At 72.4% G+C, this 26,237-nt stretch carries 21 protein-coding genes; 4 read left to right on the top strand and 17 right to left on the bottom strand.

Going from position 1 to position 26,237, the window contains the following annotated elements:
* Positions 1 to 53 precede the first annotated feature (53 nt).
* From ATL41_RS00105 to ATL41_RS00050, 12 genes are all read right to left on the bottom strand, one after another.
* Entirely contained in the window at positions 54 to 3,392 is a 3,339-nt protein-coding gene (locus tag ATL41_RS00105; RefSeq protein WP_098458825.1) for an ATP-binding protein, read from the bottom strand.
* A gap of 5 nt (positions 3,393 to 3,397) precedes the next feature.
* Complete coding sequence (locus tag ATL41_RS00100; protein ID WP_098456657.1) at positions 3,398 to 4,228, bottom strand: DUF4194 domain-containing protein; 831 nt, start codon at positions 4,226 to 4,228, stop codon at positions 3,398 to 3,400.
* Positions 4,225 to 5,760: a DUF3375 domain-containing protein gene (locus ATL41_RS00095; RefSeq protein ID WP_098456656.1), complete on the bottom strand. Its 1,536-nt coding sequence runs from the start codon at positions 5,758 to 5,760 to the stop codon at positions 4,225 to 4,227. The genes ATL41_RS00100 and ATL41_RS00095 overlap by 4 nt, the downstream gene beginning before the upstream one ends.
* Positions 5,761 to 5,763: 3 nt before the next feature.
* Positions 5,764 to 8,691 (bottom strand): leucine--tRNA ligase, encoded by a 2,928-nt coding sequence (leuS, locus tag ATL41_RS00090; RefSeq protein WP_098456655.1) that lies wholly within the window; start codon positions 8,689 to 8,691, stop codon positions 5,764 to 5,766.
* Between the two features lie 78 nt (positions 8,692 to 8,769).
* Positions 8,770 to 9,432 carry a vitamin K epoxide reductase family protein gene (locus tag ATL41_RS00085; RefSeq protein WP_169924469.1) on the bottom strand — a complete coding sequence of 221 codons (663 nt, stop codon included), beginning with the start codon at positions 9,430 to 9,432 and terminating at the stop codon, positions 8,770 to 8,772.
* Positions 9,433 to 9,511: 79 nt separating this feature from the next.
* On the bottom strand, positions 9,512 to 10,753 hold the full coding sequence (locus ATL41_RS00080) for an MFS transporter (RefSeq protein WP_342744389.1): 1,242 nt from the start codon (positions 10,751 to 10,753) through the stop codon (positions 9,512 to 9,514).
* Entirely contained in the window at positions 10,750 to 11,457 is a 708-nt protein-coding gene (locus ATL41_RS00075) for a metal-dependent transcriptional regulator (RefSeq protein WP_098456653.1), read from the bottom strand. The genes ATL41_RS00080 and ATL41_RS00075 overlap by 4 nt, the downstream gene beginning before the upstream one ends.
* 4 nt (positions 11,458 to 11,461) lie before the next feature.
* Positions 11,462 to 12,295, bottom strand: coding sequence for a metal ABC transporter permease (locus ATL41_RS00070; protein ID WP_098456652.1), 834 nt, complete (start codon positions 12,293 to 12,295; stop codon positions 11,462 to 11,464).
* On the bottom strand, positions 12,292 to 13,197 hold the full coding sequence (locus ATL41_RS00065; protein ID WP_098456651.1) for a metal ABC transporter ATP-binding protein: 906 nt from the start codon (positions 13,195 to 13,197) through the stop codon (positions 12,292 to 12,294). The genes ATL41_RS00070 and ATL41_RS00065 overlap by 4 nt, the downstream gene beginning before the upstream one ends.
* Positions 13,194 to 14,129 (bottom strand): metal ABC transporter substrate-binding protein, encoded by a 936-nt coding sequence (locus ATL41_RS00060; RefSeq protein ID WP_098456650.1) that lies wholly within the window; start codon positions 14,127 to 14,129, stop codon positions 13,194 to 13,196. Before ATL41_RS00060 ends, ATL41_RS00065 begins: the two co-directional genes overlap by 4 nt.
* Positions 14,130 to 14,260: 131 nt before the next feature.
* Positions 14,261 to 14,935, bottom strand: a complete 675-nt coding sequence (locus tag ATL41_RS00055; protein WP_098456649.1) for a YceI family protein — start codon at positions 14,933 to 14,935, stop codon at positions 14,261 to 14,263.
* A 139-nt stretch (positions 14,936 to 15,074) separates the two neighbouring features.
* A complete protein-coding gene (locus ATL41_RS00050) occupies positions 15,075 to 16,904 on the bottom strand; it encodes a metallophosphoesterase family protein (RefSeq protein ID WP_143556537.1) in 1,830 nt (609 codons plus the stop codon).
* Between the two features lie 85 nt (positions 16,905 to 16,989).
* On the opposite strand from ATL41_RS00050, the gene ATL41_RS00045 reads away from it, so the two are divergent.
* Complete coding sequence (locus tag ATL41_RS00045) at positions 16,990 to 17,979, top strand: glutathione S-transferase family protein (protein WP_098456648.1); 990 nt, start codon at positions 16,990 to 16,992, stop codon at positions 17,977 to 17,979.
* A 6-nt stretch (positions 17,980 to 17,985) separates the two neighbouring features.
* Here ATL41_RS00045 and ATL41_RS13575 read toward each other — a convergent pair whose 3' ends face one another.
* Both ATL41_RS13575 and ligD read right to left on the bottom strand, forming a co-directional pair.
* Positions 17,986 to 18,603, bottom strand: coding sequence for an ATP dependent DNA ligase (locus tag ATL41_RS13575; protein WP_098456647.1), 618 nt, complete (start codon positions 18,601 to 18,603; stop codon positions 17,986 to 17,988).
* Complete coding sequence (ligD, locus tag ATL41_RS00035) at positions 18,564 to 20,669, bottom strand: non-homologous end-joining DNA ligase (RefSeq protein WP_098456646.1); 2,106 nt, start codon at positions 20,667 to 20,669, stop codon at positions 18,564 to 18,566. The genes ATL41_RS13575 and ligD overlap by 40 nt, the downstream gene beginning before the upstream one ends.
* A 44-nt stretch (positions 20,670 to 20,713) precedes the next feature.
* On the opposite strand from ligD, the gene ku reads away from it, so the two are divergent.
* Complete coding sequence (ku, locus tag ATL41_RS00030) at positions 20,714 to 21,517, top strand: non-homologous end joining protein Ku (protein WP_098456645.1); 804 nt, start codon at positions 20,714 to 20,716, stop codon at positions 21,515 to 21,517.
* Positions 21,518 to 21,563: 46 nt separating this feature from the next.
* Here the strand turns inward: ku and pip are convergent, their stop codons facing one another.
* Entirely contained in the window at positions 21,564 to 22,553 is a 990-nt protein-coding gene (gene pip / locus ATL41_RS00025) for a prolyl aminopeptidase (RefSeq protein WP_098456644.1), read from the bottom strand.
* A 149-nt stretch (positions 22,554 to 22,702) separates the two neighbouring features.
* Here pip and mqo point away from each other — a divergent pair, with 149 nt between their 5' ends.
* Positions 22,703 to 24,190, top strand: a complete 1,488-nt coding sequence (gene mqo, locus ATL41_RS00020) for a malate dehydrogenase (quinone) (RefSeq protein ID WP_098456643.1) — start codon at positions 22,703 to 22,705, stop codon at positions 24,188 to 24,190.
* Positions 24,191 to 24,254: 64 nt separating this feature from the next.
* On the opposite strand, the gene ATL41_RS00015 is transcribed toward mqo, so the two are convergent.
* A complete protein-coding gene (locus ATL41_RS00015; RefSeq protein WP_169924468.1) occupies positions 24,255 to 24,743 on the bottom strand; it encodes a flavodoxin domain-containing protein in 489 nt (162 codons plus the stop codon).
* A 99-nt stretch (positions 24,744 to 24,842) separates the two neighbouring features.
* Positions 24,843 to 25,445, bottom strand: coding sequence for a ribonuclease HI (gene rnhA / locus ATL41_RS00010; RefSeq protein ID WP_245854512.1), 603 nt, complete (start codon positions 25,443 to 25,445; stop codon positions 24,843 to 24,845).
* A gap of 97 nt (positions 25,446 to 25,542) precedes the next feature.
* On the opposite strand from rnhA, the gene ATL41_RS00005 reads away from it, so the two are divergent.
* On the top strand, positions 25,543 to 26,205 hold the full coding sequence (locus ATL41_RS00005; RefSeq protein ID WP_143556536.1) for a hypothetical protein: 663 nt from the start codon (positions 25,543 to 25,545) through the stop codon (positions 26,203 to 26,205).
* The last annotated feature ends 32 nt before the right edge of the window (positions 26,206 to 26,237 follow it).

The following is a 26,237-nucleotide window of genomic DNA, read 5'->3' as shown; positions in this document are numbered from 1 at the left end:
TCGCGTGAGCGCGGGTGCCGCCGGCTCCCGGCGTCGCCTGGAAGCCCGGACCGTCAGGACGCCGCGACCCACTGGATGCGAGAGCGCCCGACCTCGTCCTTGACCGCCTGGAGCACGAGGTCGACGTGCGGCTCGAGAGCGGACACCTTGTCGAGCGGCGCACCGATGATGAGCTGGAACCCGAGCCCGCGCCACGCGCCGACGGCGCGCCCGGCGAACCGGGAGTCCGCCTTGATGAACGCCTCGTCGAGGAACACGGGCGCGTAGCGCGGCCGCTCAGCGTCTGCGTCGCCGAGCTGGTAGCGCAGCGCCGCGCCGACGATGAACGCGATGAGCTCTTGCGACTCACCGCCGGACTTCCCGGCGATGTGGTCGTAGACGCTCACGTGGTTGCCGTCGAGGTCGACGCACTCGGCGCTGATGCGCACGTGCTCGCGCACGTCGACGAGACGGCGACGCTCGGGGCTGTCCGGCCGGATGCGCGCGAGCAGCTTGGCCATGCGCGCGTACCGACGCTCGCGCTCGGCCGGTGTCGCGTCGTCGGGCACGTCCTTCGCGAGGGCGCGCAGCTCGCGCCGGAACGTCGTGATGTCGTGCGCCTCCGTGACGGTCGCGGTGATGCGGAGCCGGTGCGCGTCGTCGTGGAACGGCAGCACCGAGAGGATCTCGTTGACCGGCTCCATGCGGGCACGGATGTCCGCGACGGCCTGCTCGATCGCGGTGTCGAGCATCGTGAGGTCGCGGCCCGACAGGCGCGAGATCGCGCGGCTCCACCGCTCGCGCAGGGAAAACATGCGCTGGTGCTCGATCTCGCCGAGGATCCGGCGGAAGTCGTCGTAGGACGCGTCCGGGTCGGTGCCGAGGTTCGGGTTGGGCCACAGCTCGACGAAGCGCTCGAAGGTCCGCGCGAGCGTGTCGAGAGCGGACTGCAGGTCGTGCTCCGCGAGCTCGTGCGCGTGCACGAGCTCGGCGCGCATGGCCGCGACAGCGGTCGTGAACGCGCGCAGGTCGCCGCCGTCCCAGCCCGACGCCGCGAGCCGGTCGTCGAGGAGCGTGACCTGGACGTCGGACGCCGCGACGCCCGCGTCCTCGAGCTCGGCGAGCCCGTCGGTCAGCTCGTCGACCTCGTCGGTGAGCATGCCCCACGCGGCCTCGAGCCGCTCCATCTCGACCGCCGCGCGCGAGGACTGCGTGCGCAGGTCCTTGAGCCGCGCGGAGAGGCGCTGCTCGTCCTCGCGCAGGGCGCGCAGGACGTCGCTGCCCGCAGCCAGCTCCTCGAACCGCTCGCGCCGCTCGGCGACGCGCCGCGACGCGCCGCGCACGTCGATCTCGTCCCACGAGAACCCGCCGATCGCCTGGTACGCGGCGAACTGGTCGGTGAACGCGCGCGCGGCAGCCTCGGCGTCCTCGACGGCGCGACGGCGCTCGGCGACCGCGACGGTCGCCTCCCGGCGCTCCTCGTCGATCTGCGCGAGACGGCGCTCGTTCGAGTAGCCGAGGACGCTCGGTCGGCCGCGGCCGCCGTGCGCTCCCCTGCTGCCGTCGTTCGTCTGGCCGGTGCGCGTGAGCGCCTTGGCGTGCTTGCCGAGGTCGGCCGGATCGTCGACGCACACGTACGAGAACTGACGCGCGAGGCGGTCGGTCAGCCAGCCCGTGAACGGGCCGCGCTTGACGTCAAGACGCCCGTCGAGACGGGACCGGTCGGTCTGCTCGACGACGGGCAGGCCCGTCCGCACGCCCTCGAACCGCAGGCGACGGCGCAGGTCGACGTCGTTGATCGCACGGCGGAACGCGGTGAGGTGGTCGGCGTCGACGAGGAGCGTCGTCGCGAAGCCACCGAGGGCAAGACCGATCGCCTCGCGCCACGGCTCGTGCTCGGCGCGCACGTCGAGCAGCTCGGCGACGAACGGGAGCTCCTCGGGCGTCAGGCCCGCAGCCTGGGCGAGCAGGCAGCGCGCCTGGTGGTCCTCGGCCGCGACGTTGCCGCGGCGCACGGCGAGCGACGCCTTCTCACGCTCGAGCGTCTCGAGCGCACGGACGGCCTCCGCGTGCGCGGCACGCGCCTCGTAGACGGCGTCGGCAAGCTCGCGCTCGCGCTCGTCGCGCGAGTCGACGAACTCGCCCGCGGCGCGGCGCAGCGCCTCGAACTCGCTCTTCGAGGAGACGGGCACGCCGACGACGGCGCGGTGCTGCTCGAAGCGCGCGTGGCGCACCTCGGTGTCACCGAGCGCGTCCTCGAGGGCGGCGATCTCGCGCTCGAGGCGGGCGATCTCGTCGCCGCCGTTGCGACGCTGGTTGTCCTTGATCTCCTCGTGCTCGCGCTCGGTCACGAGGATCTGCGCGTCGAGGCCGACCTTGCGCTCCTCGGCCTGCGCGTAGGCACGCCGGTTGGCGACCTCCTGGGCGCGAGCGAGCTCGAGGCGACGCGAGTCGTGCCAGTGCGCGAACGGCGTCGTGCGCTCGGACGCCCGCTCGACGCCGAGGGTCGAGACGACCTCGAGCTGCTCTCGGGCGGCCTCGACGCGCTGGCGCAGCCCGACGATCGGGGCGAGGACCTCGAGCTGCCGCTGCGCGGTCAGCATCTCCTCGCGCACCTCGCTCAGCTCGTCGAAGTGGTCGATCGCCTCCTGGGCCTTCGCGAGGGTCTCGGGCTCCTCGAGCACCATCGACTTGTAGAGCGCGTCGACGGTCGTGATCTGCTGGCCGGCCTGGATGCGGGCGAGCAGGCCCATGGCCTTCGCGCCGTCGCCGGCGGCGCCGATGCCGAGGGTCGCGTGCAGCCGCGTCGTGAAAGCGATGTCCGTGTCGTGCAGGACGAGGCCGAGGCGCTCCTGGAGCGGGCCCCTCGGGAACCGCCCGGGCGCGAAGGGCTCGAGCGAGCGCAGGTCGAACGCCGAGTCCGTCGTCGCGCGGACGAACGAGCACTCGTCGTTGCGGGTCGCCGCAGCGGGCACGTAGTAGGCGCGGATCGCGGTGAAGGTCTGGCCGACCTGGTCGGCCCACGTCATCGCGATCGCGGACCACGTGTCGGTGCCGTCACCGCGCAGGACGGCGTCGCGCGACGAGCTCGTGCCCGCGACGCGCGCCTCGTCGAGCTTGCCGCGCGCGTACGAGAGCACGTTGCGCTGCTCGCGCCCACGCGCTCGGCCCGACGCCGCACCGTTCGACGCGCCGTTGAACGGCGTCGTGTGACTCATGGTCAGCGCGATGTAGGCGTCGAGGAGCGTCGACTTGCCCGTGCCGGAGCCACCCGAGACGAGCGTCGCGGTCGACGCGAACGCGACCTCGTGGAAGCCGTGGTAACCGCCCCAGTTGATGAGCTGCATCGAGCGGGCGACCCACTGCTGCCCTGTCGACGCGGTCGGGATCAGCCCGAAGAGGGACTGGCTCATGGTCGTCACAGCAGCGCCTCCTCGGCGTCGTCGTGCAGGGCGTCGGGGGCGTCGGCCGGGGCGTCTGCGCCGCTCGGCGCGGCCTCGCCGGCTGCGTCGTCCTCGGGCGCGTCGTCGGCGTCCTCCTCGACGTCGCCCTCGTCGAGGGCGGCGTCCCCACCCGGGTCCGCAGCATCGTCGTCGCCCGCAGGGTTGCGCAGCCACCGTGCGAGCTCGTGCAGGCGGTCGACCGGGAGGAGCACCTCGATCACGGGCAGGATGCGGTAGCGGCCCTCCCCGACCTCGTCGAGCACGTGCTCGCGCACGAGCGTCGCGATCGCGTTGTCCGCCTCGCGGCGGCGCGCGGCGAGGTTCGTCTCGTCCTGCGCGAGGTAGCTCAGCGCGTACTCGACGAGCTCCTCGGCGTCGATGAACGCGACGCGCTCACCCGCACCCTGCTGCTGACGGAAGGCGTTGCGCAGGTGCACCATCATGAGCGTCTCGACGCGCTTGTACGGCTCGTCCTTGAGCAGGATCGGGACGGCGAGGCCGTCCTCGCGGACCTGCGTCTTGTACGCGAGCTCGTAGTCGCGGTCGACGACGAGCTGCAGGAACAGGTCGTGGCAGCGGCTCTCGAGCACATCCTGGTGCGCGAGCAGCGCGCGCCACTCCCCCGGGTTGTCCGCCGCGGAGAGGTAGCGCGAACGCAGCAGGAGCGCGAAGGCGCGCCGCGCCTCGTACGGGAGCTGGCCCTTGTCGCCGTCGAACAGGACGGCTGTGTCCTCCTCCATCGCGACCTGGTCGACGAAGGCACCGGGGTCGTGCGCGACGGGCACCGTGGTCAGGTCCTCGGTCATGATCGTCCTCCGGGGTCAGGGCTGGCGGGGGTCAGGTTCTCGTCGCTGCGGGTGGGGCGCAGCGGGACGCGCGGCACGACGAACGTGCGCTGAGTACCGTCGGGCCGACGAGCCACGACGCTCTCGACGGGCACCGCGGCGTCCGCGCTCGTCGGGGTCGCGGCGGCGTCGGCGAGCTCGAGGTAGCCGAGCAGGTCGACCGGGCGGCGCAGCTCGTCCGAGGCCGCCGCGAACGCCTCGGCGACAGACACGTCCGCGCCGGAGGCGAGCAGCGTGCGCACGTGCGCGTCGATGTCCGCGTGCCGGGGCCCTCCCATCGAGCGGATCTGCGCGAGCTCCGCCTCGTCGAGGCCGGGCTCGTCGTCGGCCCAGTCGTCGAGCACGGGGGGCGGCGACTCGGGCCGCAGGTCGTGGAGCGAGTCGCGCAGGCGGCCGAGGTTCGCGCGGCCGAGCCAGGTGAGCGGTTCGACGCGGGCGCCACGAGACGTGCGCGGGAACCACTCGGACAGCGCGGAGACCACGTCGCGGATCGCGTGGTCGAGCTCGCGGTCTCGCAAGGGGTTGTGCGAGCGGATCTGCGCGGTGAGCGTGCGCGAGGCGCGCGCCTGCTCGGCGAGCACGACCTCGATCGACGAGACGATCTGGTGGCGGATACCACGCAGCGCCGTGCGCTGGGCGCGCGTGAGCCGCTCGGCGAACGGGTGCTGCAGCACCGCGGCGAGGTCGGCGTCGAGACGCGCGAGCAGGCCAGGGTCACCGAGCAGCTCGAGCGCCCCGAGGAACGCGCGTCCCTCGGGAGTGTTCTCCATGAGGTTCTCGGACGCTGTCAGGTACTCCTCGAGGATCTCGCCCGTGGGGCGGTCGTCCTCGCGCAGCTGCTGGATGATCGTGCGCTGCAGCTCCTTGATCGACTCCGCGACGCGCGTGAAGTCGGTCGGCAGCTCGCGCATGAGCAGCAGCAGGTGGTCGTGCTGCTCCTCCATGCGGGCGTCGGGCACGGGCTCGATCTCGCCACCCCGGGCGAGGCGGTCGCGCTCCGCGGTCAGCCGGGCGATCTGCTCGTCGAGCGACGCGATCCGCGCCTCCCGGTCGGGGTTGGCGTCCTGCGCGAAGTGGTCGACGGCGTCGAGCAGCGCGCGGATGCGCGACTCGGAGACGAGCGAGCGAGCGCCGCCGGCGCGCGCGACGAAGTCGAGCGCCTCCTGCGCGTGCGAGGTGAGCTGGTACTCCTCCTCGTCGGCGTCGTTGACGTTCTTGATGAGCCACCGCTCACGCACCCAGCGCGCGCACAGGACGCGCGCCGGGTCGTCCGGCACGTCGGGCGTGCCGGCGGCCTTGAGCTGCGCGAGCAGGTCGGAGACCTCGAGGTGAAGCTGCTCGACGCCGATCGACTGCCGGCCCTGGAACGCCGACGCGAAGACGGCGACGACGAGCGGCGCGCTCTGCTTGTGCAGGAGCGTGAGCGTCGGCCGCTCGAAGGCGCGCTGCGCACCGGCGAGCGCACCGCCGATCGCGGTGTGCGGGATCTCCACCCGTCAGATGACGACGTTGACGAGCTTCGGCGCCTTGACGATGACCTTCCGCACGGGACGGCCGTCGAGGAAGCGCACGAGCGCGGGCTCGGCGAGGGCGGCGGCCTCGAGGTCGGCGTCGCTGATCGACGGCGACACCTCGAGGCGCGCACGGACCTTGCCCTGGACCTGGACGACGCACGTGACGGTGTCCTCGACGAGGTAGGCCTCGTCGGCGACCGGGAACGGCTCGTACGCGAGCGACTCGGTGTGGCCGAGACGCTCCCACAGCTCCTCTGCGATGTGCGGCGCGACGGGCGCGGTCATGAGCACGATCGCCTCGGCAGCCACCCGCGGGACCGCGGGCAGGCTCGTGAGGTGGTTGTTGAGCGTGATGAGCTTGGCGATCGCCGTGTTGGGGCGCATCGCCTCCATCTCGGTGCGCACGTCGGCGATCGCGCGGTGCAGCACGCGCAGCGTCGCGACGTCGGGCTCTTCGTCCGTCACGGTGACGGCGCCGGTCGTCTCGTCGACGACGTTGCGCCACAGGCGCTGCAGGAAGCGCTGCGAGCCGACGACGGCACGCGTCTCCCACGGGCGCGACAGGTCGAGCGGTCCCATCGACATCTCGTAGACACGGAAGGTGTCGGCGCCGAAGGCGTCGTACATCTCGTCGGGCGTCACGATGTTCTTGAGGGACTTGCCCATCTTCCCGTACTCACGGTTGACGAGCTCGCCCTGGTATCGGTACTCGGTCTGGCCGTCGGCGCCGGTGGTCTCGGTGACCTCGGCGGCCGGCACGTACGCGCCGCGCTCGTCGGTGTACGCGTAGGCCTGGATGTAGCCCTGGTTGAAGAGCTTGTGGAAGGGCTCCGAGCCCGAGACGTGGCCGAGGTCGAAGAGGACCTTGTGCCAGAAGCGCGCGTACAGCAGGTGCAGCACGGCGTGCTCGACGCCGCCGACGTACAGGTCGACGCCGCCCGCGGCGCCGGCGGTCGCGTTGTGGTCCGGGCCGAGCCAGTACTTCTCGAGCTCGGCGGCCACGACGGCGTCCGCGTTGGTCGGGTCGAGGTAGCGCAGGTAGTACCAGCACGACCCGGCCCAGTTGGGCATCGTGTTGGTGTCGCGGCGGTACTGGCGCGGGCCGTCACCGAGGTCGAGGGTCACGTTCACCCAGTCCTCGTTGCGGCCGAGCGGCGGCTCGGGCGACGAGTCGGCGTCCTGCGGGTCGTACGTGCGCGGCGAGTAGTCGGGTACGTCGGGCAGGTCAACCGGCAGGGCCGAGTCGGGGACGGCGATCGGCAGGTCGTTCTCGTCGTAGACGATCGGGAAGGGCTCGCCCCAGTAGCGCTGGCGGCTGAACAGCCAGTCGCGCAGGCGGTACGTGATCGTGCCCTCGCCGATTCCGCGCTCCTCGAGCCACGCGATCATCGCGGCCTTCGCCTCGGGGACGGACAGGCCGTCGAGCGAGATCGAGTCGTTCGACGAGTTGATGATCGCGCCGTCGCCCGTGCGGGCGCCGTCCGGCGTGCCCTCGGGCGCGTCGACCGTGTAGATGACGGGGACGTCGAAGGCCTCGGCGAACGCGTAGTCGCGCTCGTCCCCGCCGGGGACGGCCATGATCGCGCCGGTGCCGTAGCCCATGAGCACGTAGTCGGCGGTGAAGACGGGCAGCAGCGCGCCGTTGACGGGGTTGGTCGCGAGGTGGCCCGTGAAGACGCCGGTCTTGCGGCCGGCGTCGGCCTGGCGCTCGACGGCGGTCTTCGCGGCGGCCTCGGCGCGGTACGCGGCGACCGCCGCGGCCGGGTTCTCGTGGCCGCCGGTCCACGCGTCACGCGTGCCGTCGGGCCACTCGGCGGGCACCTCGTCGAGCAGGGGGTGCTCGGGGGCGACGACCATGAAGGTCGCGCCGAACAGGGTGTCGGGGCGGGTCGTGAAGACCTCGACCTCGCTGCCGCCCTGGACGTCGAACCGGACCTTGGCGCCCTGCGAGCGGCCGATCCAGTTGCGCTGCATCGCCTTGACCTTGTCGGGCCAGTCGATGAGCTCGAGGTCGTCCGCGAGGCGGTCGGCGTACGCGGTGATGCGCATGTTCCACTGGCGCAGGCTGCGCTGGAAGACGGGGAAGTTGCCGCGCTCGGACCGGCCGTCGGCGGTGACCTCCTCGTTCGCGAGGACGGTGCCCAGCCCGGGGCACCAGTTCACGGGCGACTCGGAGACGTAGGCGAGGCGGTAGGAGTCGATGACGCGGCGGCGTGCGACGGCGTCCATCTCGGCCCACGGCGTGCCGTCCGGGGTGGGACGCGTGCCGTCGGCGAGCTCGGCCTCGAGCTCGGCGATCGGGCGGGCCTTGCCGGTGCCGCCGTCGGGCCGCACGGCCGTCTCGTCGTACCAGGAGTTGAAGATCTGAAGGAAGATCCACTGCGTCCAGCGCACGTACTCGCTGTCCGTCGTCGCGAAGGAGCGGCGCTCGTCGTGGGCGAGGCCCAGGCGGCGGAGCTGGCGCTGCATGTTCGCGATGTTCTGCTCGGTCGTGATGCGCGGGTGCTGACCGGTCTGGACCGCGTACTGCTCGGCGGGCAGGCCGAACGCGTCGAACGCGAGCGCGTGCAGCACGTTGTCGCCACACATGCGGCGGAAGCGGCCGACGACGTCGGTCGCGATGTAGCCGAGCGGGTGGCCGACGTGCAGGCCCGCACCCGAGGGGTAGGGGAACATGTCCATGACGAAGAAGCTCGGCGAGCCGGGGTCCGCGTGGCGGCCCTTGCCGTCGGTGAGCGGCCCGCTCGGGTTGGCCGCCCAGAACGTCCCGCGCTCGGCCCAGCGGTCCTGCCAGCGGAGCTCGATCTCCTCGGCGAGCTGCGGCGTGTAGCGCAGTCGCGGCTCCTCCGGGGACGGGGCGCCGGAGCGCGCGGGAGCAGGCTGGTTCGGGACGTTGGGCTTGTCAGTCACTCTCGCGAGTTTACCGGGCCGCAGGGACCTCCGAGCGCACGCCCGGGTGGCGCAGGCAGCCTGCCGCGGAGCAGCCGCTCAGGCGAACGCGCCCGCGATGCTCGGGCCGAGGCCGACGACGATCCACGCGAGCAGCGCGACGAACATCGCCGCGAGCAGCAGGCCGCGCTGACGCACGATGCCCGACGACGCGCTGCCGCCGAACAGGCCGTCCTGGACGTTGCGCACGAGCAGGAACCAGAAGATCGGGAGCGTCGCGAACCACACGACCATGCAGTAGGGGCACAGCGCGACGAGGACCTCGAGGCTCGTGTACACGAGGTAGGCGATAAGGCCCGTGGCAGCCGTCGCCACGACGAGGAAAGTGCGCCAGAACCAGCGCGGGAACGCGATACCGGGAACGGCGAGGAGCACGACGCCGATCGTCACGACGACCGGGAACGCGCCGAGGCCGATGTACGGGTTGGGGAAGCCCAGCAGGCTGCCCGCGTCGGACGCCATCGCCGGGCTGCACGTGAGCAGCGCGTTGATCGAGCACGTCGGCTGGTGGTCCGGGTCGACGAGCGACAGATAGCGCTCGATCGCGAGGGCGAGCGAGCCCGCGAGGCCGACGAGCCCGAGGATCACGAGGATCCGGCCGAGGGTGCGGTCCGCGAGCGGGCGCGGCGCGATGACGCCGTCGTCGATCTCGTCGAGCTGCGACGCGCCGTCGGGCACGTGGTCGGCTGTCGGGTCGGTCACGGGACGCTCCTCGGTCGGCGGCCGCCCGGCTGCGGCCGGGACCATGGTCCCACGCGTTTCTGGACGCCCGCTGGAGGCGTCACACCTCGTCGGCGGGCGTGTCCTCGAGGCTGCGACGCACCCGCTCCGCGACCGGGAGGCCGGTGCGCTGCCGCCCGACGGCGAGCACGACGAGCAGCCCGACGGCGGTCAGAGCCGCACCGACCCACGCGGTCGCGAGGTAGCCCCAGCCGGCGTCGATCACGAGACCGCCGACGAACGCGCCCTCCGCGTTGCCCGCGTTGAGCGCCGAGTGGCACAGGGCCGCCCCGAGCGAGGGCGCGAGCGGCGACAGGTCCATGAGGCGGGCCTGCATCGCGAGGCCGAGCACCTGCGAGGTCACGCCGAGCGCGACGAGCCCGACGACGAGCATCACCGGCGCGGATCCGGTTGCGCCGAGGAGGACGAGCGCGAGGAGGGTCGTGACGAAGCCGAGCACGACGGTGCGGAGCACGCCACGGTCGACGAGCCGCCCGCCGACGAGCACCCCGACGGTCATCGCGAGGCCGAACAGGCCCATGACGAGCGGGATGCTCTCCGTCGACATGCGGCCGACCTCGGTGACGAGCGGTCCGACGTACGTGTACACCGCGAACAGACCGCCGAAGCCGATCGCTCCCGCGGCGAAGGCGATCCAGAGCGGGCCGTTGCGCAGGGCGCGCACCTCGTCACGCACGGACGAGCCCTCGCCGCCCGCGCCTCGCGGCACGAGGCGCCACAGCGAGAGCATCGTGAGCAGCGCGAGGACCGCGACGATCCAGAAGGTCGCGCGCCACCCCCAGACCTGCCCGACGCGCGTCGTGAGCGGCACCCCGATCATGTTCGCGATCGTCAGGCCGGCCATCATCATGCCGATCGCCTTGCCACGGTTGCGCGGCCCTGCGACGGCCGCGCCCACGACCGCACCGACCCCGAAGAACGCGCCGTGCGGCAGCCCGGCGAGGAAGCGGGCCACGATCAGCAGCCCCATCGAGCCCGCGAGCGCGGACAGCACGTGACCGACGACGAACATCCCCATGAGGATCAGCAGCAGCCGGGTGCGTTCGACGCGCGCGGCGAGGACGGTGAGGGTCGGCGCGCCCGCGACGACGCCGACGGCGTACGCGGTGACCGCGTGCCCGGCCGTCGGGACGGAGACGGCGAGGTCGTCGGCGATGAGCGGGACGAGCCCCATGGAGGCGAACTCGGTCGTGCCGATCGTGAACCCGCCGACCGCGAGCGCGAGGAGCGCGGGCATCGCTGCCCGCAGCCCGGCCGTCTGGCCGTCCGTCGCGGCGGTCACTCCCCCGCCTCGGCGTCCTCGACGTCGACCCACACGGCGCGTGCCGCAGGCAGGCCCAGGTCGGCCTGCCGCTCGGGTCCTCCGTCGTCTGCCGTCCAGGCGACGGTGACGACTCCGGCGAACTCGCGGCGGGCGCGGACCTCGACGCGGGCGTCGAGGCCGAGGCCGAGGTCGGCGAACCAGCGCAGCATGTCGCCGTCGGCATCGGAGATGCGGGTGACGACGCCAGCGCCCCCCTGCGGCAGCTCGTCGATCGTGCGGGCAGAGCTCGGCTCGAGCTCGCCCTGCGCGGTCGGGATGGGGTCGCCGTGCGGGTCGCGGCGGGGGTGGCCCAGCGCTGCGTCCATGCGGTCGATGAGCAGGTCGGAGACGGCATGCTCGAGCACCTCGGCCTCCTCGTGGACCTCGTCCCACTGGTAGCCGAGGCGTTCGACGAGATAGGTCTCGAGCAGGCGGTGCCTGCGGACCATGGCGACGGCGAGGTCGCGTCCCTCGTCGGTCAACGAGATCGCGCCGTAGCGCTCGTGCTCGAGGAGGCCCATGCCGCACATGCGGCGGACGGTCTCGGAGACGGTGGACGCGCCGACCCCCAGGCGCTCGGCGAGCAGCTTGGTCGTCACGGGGGTGTCGGACCACTCCTGGGCCGACCACACGACCTTGAGGTAGTCCTCGACGACGGGGGTGATGTCGATGTCGCGGCGCACAGGCTCACGATAACCGTCGGCGCGTGAACCACGTGCCGAGGTGCACGCACGTGAACACGACGCCCTGCGCGAGGACGACCATGCCGGCGGGCGACGCGTCGAGCGCGTACGACGCGGCGAAGCCGACGACGGCGCACACGGCCGCGACGAGGGGTGCGACGACGAGCATCCGGTCGATGCGGTCGCTCAGGAGGTAGGCGGTCGCGCCGGGGATGATCAGCATCGCGACGACGAGGATGACACCGACCGCCTGGAGCGCGACGACGACGGTCACGGCGAGCAGGCCGAGCAGCAGCGCTCCGAGCCGCCGCGGCGAGAGGCCGATCGCGTGGGCGTGCGCAGGGTCGAACGCGTACAACGTGAGGTCGCGCCGCTTGGCGAGGAGCACGACGACGACGACCGCGCCGAGCGCGGCGACCTGGGCGAGGTCGGCGGGCGCGACGCCGAGGACGTTGCCGAACAGGATGTGGCTGAGGTCGACCTGGCTCGGCGTCACGGAGACGAGCACGAGGCCGAGCGCGAAGAGGCTCGTGAAGACGACGCCGATCGCGGTGTCCTCCTTGAGCTTCGACGTGTCGCGGACCGTGCCGATGAGCGCGACCGAGCCGATGCCGAAGACGAGGGCGCCGACGGCGAAGGGCACGCCGGCGAGGTAGGACAGCACGACGCCGGGCAGGACGGCGTGCGAGACGGCGTCGCCCATGAGGGACCAGCCGACGAGCACGAGCCAGCACGAGAGCAGCGCGCACACGATCGACGCGACGAGGGTGACGGCGAACGCCCGCTGGAGGAAGCCGTACTGGAAGGGCTCGACGAGGGTCGCGAGGAGGTCGGTCATCGGGCGCTCCCCCGCGTCGTCGGGCTGGTGCTCGTCGGGCTGGCCACCGCCGCGCTGGTCCCTGCCGGGCTGGCCACCGCTGGCGCAGCCTCGTCGGCCGCGCCCGTCCCCGCCTGCGTACCGAGGCGCCCGATCCGGCCGAGGTCGAGCCCGGTGAAGGCCTCGACGAGGCGTTCGGGCGCGAACGCCTCGTCGGGCGGGCCCGCGAACAGGACGCGGCGCTGCAGGAGGACGACCTGGTCGACGAGGCCGGGCAGGGTCGGCAGGTCGTGCGTCGAGACGAGGACGGACGTGCCCTCGGCGGCGAGCTCGCGCAGGAGCGTGAGCATCCCGGCCTCCTGCGTCTTGTCGACGCCGGAGAACGGCTCGTCGAGCAGCAGGACGTCGGCCTCCTGCGCGATCGCGCGGGCGAGGAACACGCGCTGGCGCTGCCCGCCCGAGAGCCGACCGACCTGCCGGTCGGCGAGGTCGGCGAGCCCGACGCGCTCGAGGGCGTCGGCGACGACCGCGCGGTCGTGCGCGCGCAGGCGCCGCAGCGGGCCGAGGTGCGGGTACCTGCCGGTCTCGACGACGTCGCGCACGACGACGGGGAACGTCCAGTCGACGTCCTGGCTCTGCGGCAGGTGTGCGAGCGCGCCCTCGCGGCGCGCGACGTCAGCGGGGCGCCCGAGGATCGTGACCGTCCCGCTCGTGGGGCGGACGGCGCCGACGACGGCTCGCATGAGCGTGGACTTGCCGGAGCCGTTGACGCCGACGAGCCCCGTGACGGAGCCGCGCGGCAGCGTGAGGCTCGCGGAGTCGAGGGCGTGCACGTCGCCGTAGCGGACGGAGAGGTCACGCACGTCGAGCGCGGGCGTCTGCGCTCGCGGTGCGGCGGGCGGCGGTGCCTGGGTGGGGCTCATCGGTCCTCCGCGGTCAGTCCGGCGACGATCGTGGTCGTCGTGTGGCGGAGCAGGTCGAGGTAGCTCGGCACGGGACCGTCGGGGCCCGACAGGGAGTCGACGTAGAGCGGACCGGCGAGCGGCGTGCCTGTCTCGCGGGCGACCTGCCGCTGCGCGACGTCGGGCACGGTCGACTCGCAGAACACTGCCCGCGGACGGTCGCGGCGGACGGCCTCGACGACGGCGATCGTCGAGCGTGGTGTCGCCTGCTGCTCGGCGTTGACGGGCCAGAGGTAGGCCTCGCGCAGGCCCGCGTCGCGCGCGAGGTAGGAGAACGCGCCCTCGCACGTCACGAGGAGCCGCGCAGGCTCGGGGACCGCGGCCACGGCGTCGGCGAGGTCGTCCGCGATCTGCTCGAGCTGCGCGCGGTACGCGGCCGCGTTGGCCCAGTAGAGCGCCTCGCCCTCGGGGTCGGCGCTCGCGAGCGCGTCGGCGATGTTCGCGACGTAGGTCTGGCCTGCGGTCGGCGACATCCAGGCGTGGGGGTTCGGGTGGCCTGCGGCCTCCCCGGAGGTGATCGGCTGCGGGTCGACGCCGTCGCTGACCGTCACGTGCGGGGCGTCGACGTCGGCGAGGAGCTGCGCGAACCATGCCTCGAGGCCGAGCCCGTTGTCGACCACGAGGTCGGCCCCCTGCGCGCGGACGAGGTCGGCGGGTGTCGGTTCGTACCCGTGGATCTCGGCGCCGGGCTTGGTGATCGACTCGACGCGGACCCTCGCTCCGCCCACCTCGGCGACCATGTCGGCGAGGACGGTGAAGGTCGTGACGACGTGGAGCCGGTCGTCGGCGGCGGGCGGCGCGGCGGCCGGGCCACCGCTGCATGCCGTGAGCGAGGCGCTCACGAGCGCGGCGGCTGCCGCCCGTTCGAACGTTCGAATCCAAAAGTTCGACATACCGAACTTTTGCACGGCGGCGGACGGTCCGCAATCCGCGCGGGGTCGGCCAGGAGGCGCACCGGGACGCGCGCCATGAGTCCCGCCGAGCGCCGCGCAGCCGTCCCGTCGTCGCGGGGCCGTGCCCCGGGTCAGGCCCGGGCGAGCACCAGCAACATCTCGATCGTCCCGGCGTCCTCAACCTGCACGAACCCGAGGTTCGGCGCCTCGATCTCGAAGTCGGTGAAGGTCACCGGGATGGACCCGCCCACGCGCACGCCGTCGCCCGAGCGCTGCGCCTGCATGCTGACCGTCACCTCGCGCGCGACGTCGCGGATCGTGAGCGTGCCGACGACCTCGAGGTCGACCGGCTCCCCGGTGAGCTCGGGCAGCGCGACCGGCGCGCCGAGCTCGAAGGTCGCGGTCGGGAACGTCTCGGTCTGGAGGGTGTCGCGCAGGAAGCTGTCGCGGGGGCCGACGCCTGTCTCGATCGTCGCCGCCTGGACCGTCACCGTCGCCGCCGTCAGCTCGCCCTCGGTGATCACGACCTCGCCCGTGACGTCCTTGCTGCGCCCGACGACGGTCACGTCCTCGCCGCGCAGCACCTCCTCGACGCGGTACCCGGCTTCCGAACCCTGCGTCACGGTCCACGTCCCGTCAGGCTCGAACGGCCCGGCGGCGGGCGGCTCGACGGGAGCGCTCGTGAGCGCGATCGGCTCCGGGTTGCGGCTCTCCTGCCAGCGCGAGTAGAGCGGGGGGCCCGCGAGCACCGCGACCAGCACTGCCACGACGACGGACACGAGGATGATGACGGTGCGGCGGCTCATGTCGCCATGGTCGCACCGCGCGGGGCACGCTGCCGACCCCTCCCTCGTACCGTCTCGCCCCGCGAGCGCCTCTCGACCGATGCCGCCTGGGCGCTGCGACCCGCCCGGCGGCTAGCTCGGCCGGCGTTGGCGCGACCGGTCACTCAGGCACGTCCTGCTCCTGCTGCTCGCTGTCGGGTGACGGCGCGCTCTCCGCGCCGCCTTCGGCCTCGGCCTGCGGGAGCGGCGCCGGGAACGCGACCGCGCCGCCTACGGACACGCTGCCGTCCGGGCGGGCGACGACGACGCGCATGTCGAGCATCCGGCGCGTCTCCCGGTCGAAGCGCAGCACCGTCATCTGCGACTCGCCGCGCAGCGGACCGACCGTGAGCTGCCCCTCGGCCGCGCCGGCCGTCGTCGAGCTGACGTACCGCACGCCCAGCCCGACGCGCGCGGGGCCGATGCGCCGGTGCACGTGCCCGGAGAGCTGCGTCGCGACGCAGCCGCTGCTGAGCGCCGAGGTGCCGGCGCGCGGGGTGTGGACCATGAGCAGGTCGACCCGCTCGTCCTCGCCGCACGCGACCTGCATCATCCGGTCGGCGAAGGCCTCGACGTCCTCCTCGCTGACCTGCGCCGTCCCGATGCCGGGCCGCGTCTCGTTCGGGTCGCTGTCACCGAGGATCCGCACGCCCTCGACGTCGACGACCCCGCCGTCGAGGACGGTCATGCCCGCCGCACGCGCCTGGCTGGCCGTCTCGGCCGAGTCGTGGTTGCCGGTCACCAGGACGTACGGTGCGCCGTCGGGCGCGGCGTTCGCGAACGTCGTCACGCAGAACCGCTCGACGGCGGTGCCGTTCATCGTGAGGTCCCCCGTGTCGAGGATCGCCGACGCTCCCGAGAGCTCGGCGACCTTCCGGATGACGGGAGCCATGCCGACGTTGCAGTGCAGGTCGGAGACGTGCAGGAGCGTGACGACGTCGCCGGCCTCCTCCGTCGGGGTCTCGGCAGGCTCCTCGGCCGTCTCCTCGGCCGACGGCGTCGCGTCGGTCGGCACGGCCCCGTCGCCTGTGGTCGACGGGTCGGGCGACGTCTCGCCGTCCGTGCCCGCCAGGTCGTCCACGCTCGTGCCGTCGTCGTCCCCGTCGCCCGCGTCCGCCGTCGGACGCGGCAGGCGCAGCGCGGCGGCGGCGAACTCTGCCTCGGAACGCTCGACCCACGCAGCCTCGGCTGCCGCGGTGAGCCTCTCGTAGTAGGTCTCGTTGTCCTCGTAGACCTTCACGAGCTGGCCGCCGTACGTCTCGACCACGCCGGCGAGGCGCCCGGTGATGCGCGCGCCCTCGAGCGCCGTGCCGGCGAACACGGTCGTCTCCCGCTTGCCCGCCGTGTTGCGCTCGACCGTCGACGGGTTCGTCACGACGAGCGTCACGACGAGCAGGACGACGGCCCACGAGACGGTCGCGGAGTGCGGGGCGAACGCGTGCGCGAGCTCGTGGCTGCGGGGCGAGCCGGCGAGCAGGAGCGCGAGCCCGAGCACGGCCGCGGCTCCCACGAGCAGCAGGAAGAACCTCGTGAGCGCGTCGCGGGCAAGACCGTCGATCGCGTCCTGGATCGTCGCGGACGGCCCGCCGAAGAACTGCAGGTAGGCCTGGAGGTCCTGCGTCAGAGCCTCGAGCGTGGGGCTCTGCTCGAGCGCCGACAGGTCGGACGGGATCTCCTTGACCGTCACGAGCACGCCGATCCCTGCTGGCGCGGGCGAGTCGAGCTCGACCGTGCCGAGCGGCCCTAGGTCGACCGTGACCTGACCGTCGATCGTCACCTCGTAGCGGGCCTCGTGCGGCCCCAGGCTCAGGTCGGTGCGTGCGGTCACGAGCGCGACGAGCGCGCACACGAGGACGACCGCGAGCGCGACGGACGACCACCGGAACCATCGGGGCGGGACCCGGTGGCCCGGGCGCCACCGCTTGGTACGCGTCGGCCCGCTCTCGTCCATCGGTCCACCTCTTTCGTGCTGCAGCCACGAGCGTAACCGCCCGTCCCGGGCGGCGCGGGCGGTGTCCGGCGTCTAGCCTGCTGAGATGACCTACGCCTCTCCCGAGTACACCCGTGACGCCCGGTACATCGCCACGCGGATCACCGCGGATGGCAGGGACGGCTACCCCGTCGAGGCAGGTCGCTACCGCCTCGTCGCCGCTCGCGCCTGCCCGTGGGCGAACCGGACGCTGATCGTGCGCCGGCTCCTCGGCCTCGAGGACGCGATCTCGCTCGGCCTGTGCGGCCCGACGCACGACGAGCGGTCATGGACCTTCGACCTCGACCCGGGCGGTGTGGACCCCGTCCTGGGCATCGAGCGCCTGCAGGAGGCGTACTTCAAGCGGGTGCCCGGCTACGAGCGCGGCATCACGGTGCCGGCGATCGTGGACACGCGCGACGGCGCCGTCGTCACGAACGACTTCGCGCAGATCACGCTCGACATGAGCACCGAGTGGACGGCCCTGCACCGCGAGGGCGCGCCCGACCTCTACCCGGAGGACCGCCGCGACGAGATCGACGCGCTCGTCGAGGACATCTACCGCGACGTGAACAACGGCGTGTACCGGTGCGGCTTCTCGACGTCGCAGGAGTCGTACGAGCGGGCGTACGACCGGTTGTTCACCCAGCTCGACCGGTTGAGCGACCGGCTCGCGGTGCAGCGCTACCTCGTCGGCGACACGATCACCGAGGCGGACGTCCGTCTGTTCCCGACGCTCGTGCGGTTCGACGCCGTCTACCACGGGCACTTCAAGTGCAACCGGACCAAGCTCACCGAGATGCCGGTGCTGTGGGCGTACGCGCGCGACCTGTTCCAGACGCCGGGCTTCGGCGACACGATCGACTTCGGCCAGATCAAGGACCACTACTACAAGGTCCACCGCGACGTGAACCCGTCGGGCGTCGTCCCGGCCGGCCCGGACCTCTCGGGCTGGCTCACGGAGCACGGGCGTGAGTCGCTCGGCGGGCGTCCGTTCGGCGACGGCACCGCGCCGCCGCCCGTGCGCCGCGAGGAGGCTCCGCCCGCGATCGGCTGAGCGGGCTCAGGCGTCGACGGTCCCGTCGGGCGACGACGCCAGGTCGGGGCGCAGGCCTCGCCACACGGGGTGGCGCAGCCGCTTGCTGCCCGTCCAGCCACCGTGCTCGACCTCGGCGGCGAGTCCCCGCGACAACCAGCGGGCGTCGCGCGACTCGGCCGCGGGGACGTCGTCGACGATCGGCTCGTCCGCAGCGAGCGCCGCGATCTTCTTCTCGAGCCTCGCGAGGTCACGGTCGGACAGTCCCGCGCCGACGCGGCCTGCGTACCGCAGGCCGTCGGGCGTGCGCGTCACGACGAGGAGCGAGCCGATCGACCCTGCGCGCTCGCCGCGCCCCGGCCGCCATCCCACGACGACGACGTCCGTGTGCTGCGCGTGCTTGATCTTGCGCCAGTCCGTCGACCGAACCCCGGGCCGGTACGCGGAGTCGCGACGCTTTGCGACGACGCCCTCGAGCCCGAGCTTCTCCGAGACCGCGAGCGCCTCGTCGAGCGGGAGCGCGACGGCGTCGGGCACCTGGATCGTCCCGCCCGCGTCGACCACCATCTCGAGCGCCTCGCGCCGCTGCGAGTACGGCAGCGAGGTCAGGTCTTGCCCTCCCGCGTGCAGGACGTCGAACAGCACGAGCTCGACGGGCGCGGCGCGGCGGGCGCGCTCGACGTCGCGGGGGCGGTCAGCCCCAGGCGGGTCTGGAGGCGTCCGAACTCGGGCGTGCCGTCCGGGCCGGGGGCGATGATCTCGCCGTCGAGGACGGCAGGGACGTGCACGCGGTCGAGGATCTCGGCGAGCTCGGGGTAGCCCGCCGTCACGTCGTGCCCGCCGCGGGTGCGCACGGACCACGTCCTCGCGGCCGGGTCGACCGAGAGGATCGCGCGGATGCCGTCCCACTTCATCTCGAGCACCCACGGGCTGTCGTCCGTGCCCGCGCGGGCGAGGTCCCGGCGCGCGACGGCGTCGGTCGACGACGCGAGCATCGGCGAGACGTCCTGCGGCAGGTCAGACGGCGCGGCGGCGGCGACGTGTGCAGTGCTGCCGCGCTCGTCGCCGCCCGCGACGGCGACTTCGTCACCTCCGTGCGCACCGCCCTTCGCGGCGCGCGTCGCTGCCTTGCCCGAGGTGCGGCCGGTCGTCGCGCCCTTCGCGACGCCGTCCTTCGCCTCGCCTTCCTTCGCCGCGCCTTCCTGCGCGGCGCCTTCCCTCGCCTCGCCGTCCTTCGCCGCGCCGTCGGCCGCGTCGTCCTCGCTCCGCCCCGGCTTCAGCCCCCGGCGACGCAGCGACTCGAGGTGCTTGCGCTTGTCCATGCGGTGGATGAGCCACTGCCGCTTCTCCGCGTCCGTGCGGATGAGCACGAACATCGGCGGCTGCGGGCCGCCGTCGTTCGCGAGCCCTCCGTCTGGGCGCCCTGCGAGCTCGACGATGATCTCGTCGTCGCGCATCTTCTCGGCCTCGTACGTCCCGGCGTCCCAGATCGTCACGGTGCCCGCCCCGTACTCGCCCTTGGGGATGGTGCCCTCGAACGAGCCGTAGTCGAGGGGGTGGTCCTCGGTCTGGACCGCGAGGTTGTTGCGACCGGTGCTCGACGGCGTCAGGCGCGGCAGCGCCCAGCTGAGCAGCACGCCGTCGTGCTCGAGGCGGAAGTCGTGATGGTGGCGGCTCGCGTGGTGGTCCTGGATGACGAACGTCGGGCGGCCGTCGCCATCGCGACGCGACGACGTGAACGGCTCGGGCGTGCGCGCCTCGTCGCGCTTGGCGCGGTACTGCGCGAGCCGGTCCTCGGCGCCCTCCCCCGTCCCCGCGACGGCCATCGGGTCGCCGAGGCGGGCGACACGGTCGAGAACCTCGTGCGGCCCGAGCTGTGTGAGGTCGTCGTCGAGCTCGTCCCACGTGCGAGGCGCCGCGACCGCGGGGCGTTCGCGGCCGCGCAGCGAGTACGGCGCGACGGTCGTCTTGTTGCCGCTGTTCTGGCTCCAGTCGACGAGGACGCGCCCCTTGCGCAGGGACTTCTTCATGTCGCTCACGACGAGGTCGGGGTGGTCCGCCTCGAGCGACCGCGCGAGCTCGTGCGCGACGGCGGACACGTCGTCGCTCGCGAGCGTCCCGTCGAGCCGCGCGTAGAGGTGGATGCCCTTCGAGCCGCTCGTCACGGGGACGAGGTCGAGGCCCATGCCGGAGACGATCTCGCGGCACAGCCGCGCGACCGCGACGCACTCGGGCAGTCCCGCGCCCGGGCCAGGGTCGAGGTCGAGGACCATCCGGTCGGGATGGTGCACGACCTTGCCGCGCGACGTCGTGTCGTCCGCGAAGCGCCACTGCGGCACGTGCACCTCGAGCGCGGCGAGCTGCGCGAACCACGCGAGGGTCGCGGCGCCGTCCTGCTCCTCGACGAGAGGGTAGGTGTTCGTGTGGTCGCTGTGCGCGAGGTCGTGGCGGTGCACCCAGCGTGGCGCTGACGCGGCGAGGTTCTTCTCGAAGAAGACCTGCCCCGGCTCGTCGGCCGTGCCGACGCCGTTCACCCACCGCTTGCGCGTCACCGGACGGCCGGCGACGTGCGGGATCATCACGGGCGCGATCGCCAGGTAGTAGTCGATGACCTCGCCCTTGGTCGTGCCCGTGACCGGGTAGATGACCTTGTCGAGGTTCGTGACACGCAGGGACCGCCCGTCGACCTCGACCGTGGTGGTGCGCGCCATTGCTCCATCCTGCGACCTCGGCAGAAACGTCGCACACTGAGACCGTGCGGTCTGTGTGGAAGGGCGCGATCTCGTTCGGGCTGGTCAACGTGCCGGTCCGGCTCTTCAGCGCGCTCGAGGAGCACGACGTGCCCCTGCACCAGGTGCACGACGCCGACGGCGGGCGCATCCGTTACCAGCGCCGCTGCGAGGTGTGCGGCGAGGTGGTCGAGTTCCAGCACATCGACAAGGCGTACGACGACGGCGAGAAGACGGTCGTCGTGACGAAGGAGGAGCTCGCGTCGCTCCCCTCCGAGCACAGCCGCGAGATCGAGGTCGTCGAGTTCGTGCCGTCGGATCAGATCGACCCGATCCTGCTCGACCGGACCTACTACCTTGAGGCCGACCCGAAGACGCGCAAGCCGTATGCGCTCCTGCTCAAGACGCTCCAGCAGTCCGAGCTCACGGCGATCACGCGGTTCGCGATGCGGCAGAAGACCCGGCTCGCGGCGCTGCGGGCGCGCGGTGACATCCTCACGCTGCAGACGCTCCTGTGGGCGGACGAGGTGCGCAGCCCGGACGAGCTCGAGGGCGGCTCGGGCGCGAAGGTGACGCCGCAAGAGCTGAAGATGTCGGCGTCGCTCGTGGAGTCCTACGCTGGCGACTTCCACCCCGAGCAGTACACGGACGACTACCAGGCGGAGCTGCGCAAGCTCATCGACGCGAAGCTCGAGAAGGGCGAGGCGCTCGACACCGAGGCGACGTTCGGCGCGACCGAGGACGGCGACGAGGAAGGCGGCGGGACCGTCGTCTCCCTCATGGACGCCCTCAAGCGCAGCGTCGAGGAGGCCCGGCGCCGCTCGGGCTGAGCGGCGCCCCCCTGACGTGCGCGGGGCCGTCGGCACCGCGAAGTGCTCAGCGGTCCGCGAACCTGTCGGTCGCGGCGACGAGCTCCGCGAGGATCCCCGGCTCCTCGAGCGAGTGACCGGCGTCCGGCACCATGACGAGCTCCGAGCCGGGCCACGCCTGGTGCAGCTCCCATGCCGAGACTGCGGGGCAGACGACGTCGTAGCGCCCCTGCACGATCACGCCCGGGATACCCGCGAGCGTCGGGGCGTCGGCGATGAGCTGCCCCTCCTCGAACCAGCCGCCGTGCACGAAGTAGTGGTTCTCGATGCGGGCGAACGCCGTCGCGTGCTTCGGGTCGGCGGCCTTCGCGATCGACTCCGCGTCGGGGACCAGGCGGACGGTCGACGCCTCCCACGTGGTCCACGCGACCCCGGCCGGGACGTGCACCTCAGGGTCGGGGTCGCTCAGCAGACGGTGGTACGCCGCCATGAGGTCTCCGCGCTCCTCCTCGGGGACGGGCGCGAGGTACTTCTCCCACAGCTCGGGGAACATCATCGAGGTGCCGTGCTGGTAGAACCACTCGAGCTCGGCGCGACGCAGCGTGAAGATGCCCCGCAGGACGAGCTCGGTCACGCGCTCGGGGTAGGTCTGCGCGTACGCGAGGGCGAGCGCGCTGCCCCACGAGCCGCCGAACACCTGCCAGCGATCGATCCCGAGGTGGGTGCGCAGCTTCTCGAGATCGCCGACGAGGTGCCACGTCGTGTTCGTCGACAGGTCGGCGTCGGGCGTGCTCGCGTGCGGCAGGCTGCGCCCGCAGCCGCGCTGGTCGAGGACGACGATCCGGTAGCGCGCCGGGTCGAAGACGCGCCGGTGGCGCGGCGAGGCGCCGCCTCCCGGCCCGCCGTGCAGGAAGACCGCGGGCTTTCCGGCGGGGTTGCCGCACTGCTCGTAATAGACTTGCTGACCGTCACCGACGTCGAGACGCCCCTGGTCGTAGGGCTCGATGTCCGGGTACAGGAATGCGTCTGCCGGCTGCTCGTCCGCGCGTGTGCTCATGGTCCGAGCCTAGGCTCGCGATCGGCTCATACGAGCGCGCGAGGCCCGTGGTCAAGCCGTTGTGACATCTTGGTCAGGGTGGGATTTCTCACGCATGCAGTCGTGAGATCAAGGCCCAAGGTCCCAATCGTCCCACCTAATATCGAAGAATGGCCAAGGCGAACAACACGGTGGATGTCGTCCTCATCGGCGGCGGAATCATGAGCGCCACGCTGGGCTCCCTGATCTCCCTCCTCGAGCCGACGTGGAAGATCGAGATCTTCGAGCGGCTCGACGACGTCGCGCTCGAGAGCTCCAACCCCTGGAACAACGCGGGCACCGGTCACGCCGCCCACTGCGAGCTCAACTACACGCGTGAGCTCCCGGACGGCTCGATCGACATCTCCAAGGCTGTGACGATCAACGAGCAGTTCCAGGTCTCGCGGGAGTTCTGGAACCACCTCGTGACCGCCGGCCTGATCGGCGACCAGAGCACGTTCCTCACCTCGACCCCGCACATGACGTTCGTGCGCGGCGAGAAGAACGTCGACTTCCTCCGCCGCCGCCACGCGACCCTCGTCGCGCACCCCCTCTTCTCGGACCTCGAGTTCTCCGACGACCCCGAGGTCATCGCGCAGTGGGCCCCGCTCCTCATGGAGGACCGCCACGGCGACGAGCCCGTCGCTGCGACGCGTGCGGCGTCGGGCACCGACGTCGACTTCGGCAAGCTCACGCGCTCCCTCTTCGACCACCTGACCTCGCAGGGCCACCACCTCAACCTGCAGCACGAGGTCCGCGACCTGCGCAAGCGCCGCGACGGCAGCTGGGACGTCAAGGTCCGCGACCTCTCGTGGAACGCCTCCCCCGCGCGTCGCACGGTCAACGCGCGCTTCGTCTTCGTCGGCGCGGGCGGCGGCGCGCTGCCGCTCCTGCAGAAGTCCGGCATCAAGGAGATCCGCGGCTACGGCGGCTTCCCGATCTCGGGACAGTTCCTTCGCACGACCAACCCCGAGATCGTCGCGAAGCACCACGCGAAGGTCTACGGCAAGGCCGACGTCGGCGCTCCCCCGATGTCCGTCCCGCACCTCGACACGCGCGTCGTCGACGGCCAGGCCTCGGTCATGTTCGGCCCGTACGCCGGCTTCTCGACCAAGTACCTCAAGCGCGGCTCGCTGCTCGACCTGTTCACGTCGATCCGCCCCGGCAACATCGTCACGATGGTCGGCGCGGGCCTCGACAACATCGACCTCACGGCGTACCTCGTCAAGGAGGTCGCGAAGACCCCCGAGGCGAAGTTCCGCACGCTGCGCTCCTTCATGCCGACGGCGCACCCGAAGGACTGGGAGCTCATCACCGCGGGCCAGCGCGTCCAGGTGATGAAGCGCGACAAGGCCAAGGGTGGTCGCCTCGAGTTCGGCACCGACGTCGTGACGTCGGCCGACGGCACGATCGCCGGTCTGCTCGGTGCCTCGCCGGGCGCGTCGACCGCGACGAGCGCGATGATCGACCTGCTCCAGCGCTGCTTCCCCGAGGACAGCCTGCGCTGGGCGCCGACCATCGCCGCGATCGCGCCGTCGAGCCACGCCGGTTCGTGGGACACGCCTGAGGAGCGCGACGCGCTCGAGTCGTTCGAGGTCGCCGCGGAGCCGGGCGCCTGAGCGTCCCCGCGTGCGGGCCTACCGTTCGCGCGGTGCGTGCCTGACCGGTACGCGGGGCTGACCGCTACGAGGCCTTGAGGGCCGAGTCGATCTTGTCCGCCCACTCGCGGATGACGGTCCAGTCGCGCGTGTCGGCGTCGGGTGCCCGCAGCGCCCGCGCGACGGCACGTTCCACGAACGACAGCGTGTTCTTGTCGAGGCGACCGCCGAACATGACGTGCTCGCGCGCGTCGAGCGCCTGCATCGTCCCGTCGATCGCGATCGTCGGCTCCTCGACGCTCGGCGGCTCGTCCTCACGTGCCACCGGGCCGCTCGAGAACAGCCACACCGGCCGGCCGTCGACACGGTCTGCCAGGCCGTCGACGAGGTCGTTCGCCTCGTTGGGCCACCGGCCGAAGTAGACCGCCCCACCGAGCACGAGCGCCTGAGCGTCGTCGAGGTCCTCTGCGCTCGTCGAGGCCATGTCGTGCTCGGACACGTCGTGCCCGAGCTCGCGCAGCCGCTCCACGACCGCGTGGCCGATCTCCTTCGTGGCTCCGTGCTTGCTCGCCACCGCTACAGCGATCCTCATCGCGCGCCTCCCCATCGAGATGTACGTCCACGATGTCTCGGGGCCGCCCGGGAAAGACAGAGACTTTGGCCCGGTTCTCGCTCACGGTCCCGTCGCCGGTCCGGCACGACGCGCGGCTTCAGGACCGGGGCCGCGGCGCGCCCGCTCAGGGCCTGCGCAGGGGCGCGGCGTCAGGAACCGGCCCGGCGGCGCCCGGTCAGGCCCCGCGCACCTCGTCGACGCCGCGGTTCGCGAGCTGGTCGGCCCGCTCGTTCCCGGATCACCGGCGTGGCCCTTGACCCAGATCCATCGGACGTCGTGCCGCGCGACCTCGGCCTCGAGCTCCTGCCAGAGCTCCTTGTTCTTCACCGGCTTCTTGTCGCCCGTGCGCCAGCCGTTGCGCTTCCAGCCCGCGAGCCACTTCGTCATGCCGTTCATGACGTAGGACGAGTCGACGTGCAGCGTGACCTGGCACGGCCGGTTGAGCGCTCGCAGACCCTGGATCACCGCCATGAGCTCCATGCGGTTGTTGGTCGTGTGCGCCTCGCCGCCCCAGAGCTCGCGCTCGTGGCTGCCGGCCCGCATCCAGGCTCCCCAGCCGCCGGAACCGGGGTTCCCCTTGCACGCACCGTCGGTCCACATCTCGACGACCGTGGTGCTCGCGCGCGGGCTGGTGGACTGCGTCATGGCGGGGTCGTCGAGCATCCGACCATCGTAGTCGGCCGCCTGCCGCCGGTCGGCGCGCGATTCTCCCTCACGGGATGGGTTTCCGCATCTTGAGGGCACGGACTATGGTGTGCGCATGAGAGCCGATGACGTCTCCCCGGCCATGACGTCGGGACATGCAGCACCCGCGGCGACCTCGCCGTATGCCCGCCCCACGACCGGCCCGCAGCCGGTCGTTCCCTCCGGCACGCAGCCGGAGCAGATCCGCGCCGATCTTCTCTACGAGTTCGAGCTCGAGCTGCGCCACACGGCGAAGGCCCTCGCGCGCAGCAAGCACGCGCCCGCACCGATCCTGGTCGCGGTTCCGGTACCGAACCCGAAGCCTGGCGTCCCCGACGTCTCGTGGCGGGCGACGGAGCTGCGCGGCTGGATGATCGGACCGCGGTTGTGCGTGCTCGAGGACGGCACCTGGGTGCCGCACACGATCGGTCGCACGCACAAGCTCGACAAGCCCCGCCACCAGAGGCTGTTCGGCGACGCGAACTCCAAGGAGTACGCGCAGCGCTGGCAGGACCTCACGGACGCGGGTGTGACGCCGGGCGGTGCGTACATCTACATCGACCAGGAGAACGAGCCGATGCTCGGCGTGGGGCGCCACCCGCGTCGCGCCGAGCTCTTCGAGGTCCAGCAGATCAGCGGTTCCCCGCACCTGGTGATGCTGTACGACCGCGGGTCGATGGGCGTGAAGGTCTCGGACGTCCGCGAGGACCTGCAGAAGCGGCTCAAGGACTACGCCTGACACGCGACGCTCTCACCGACGACGGCGGCGCC

The sequence above is a fragment of the Flavimobilis soli genome (assembly GCF_002564025.1).
Lineage (GTDB): Bacteria > Actinomycetota > Actinomycetes > Actinomycetales > Cellulomonadaceae > Flavimobilis > Flavimobilis soli.
This window is presented reverse-complemented; position numbering and strand designations above follow the sequence as displayed.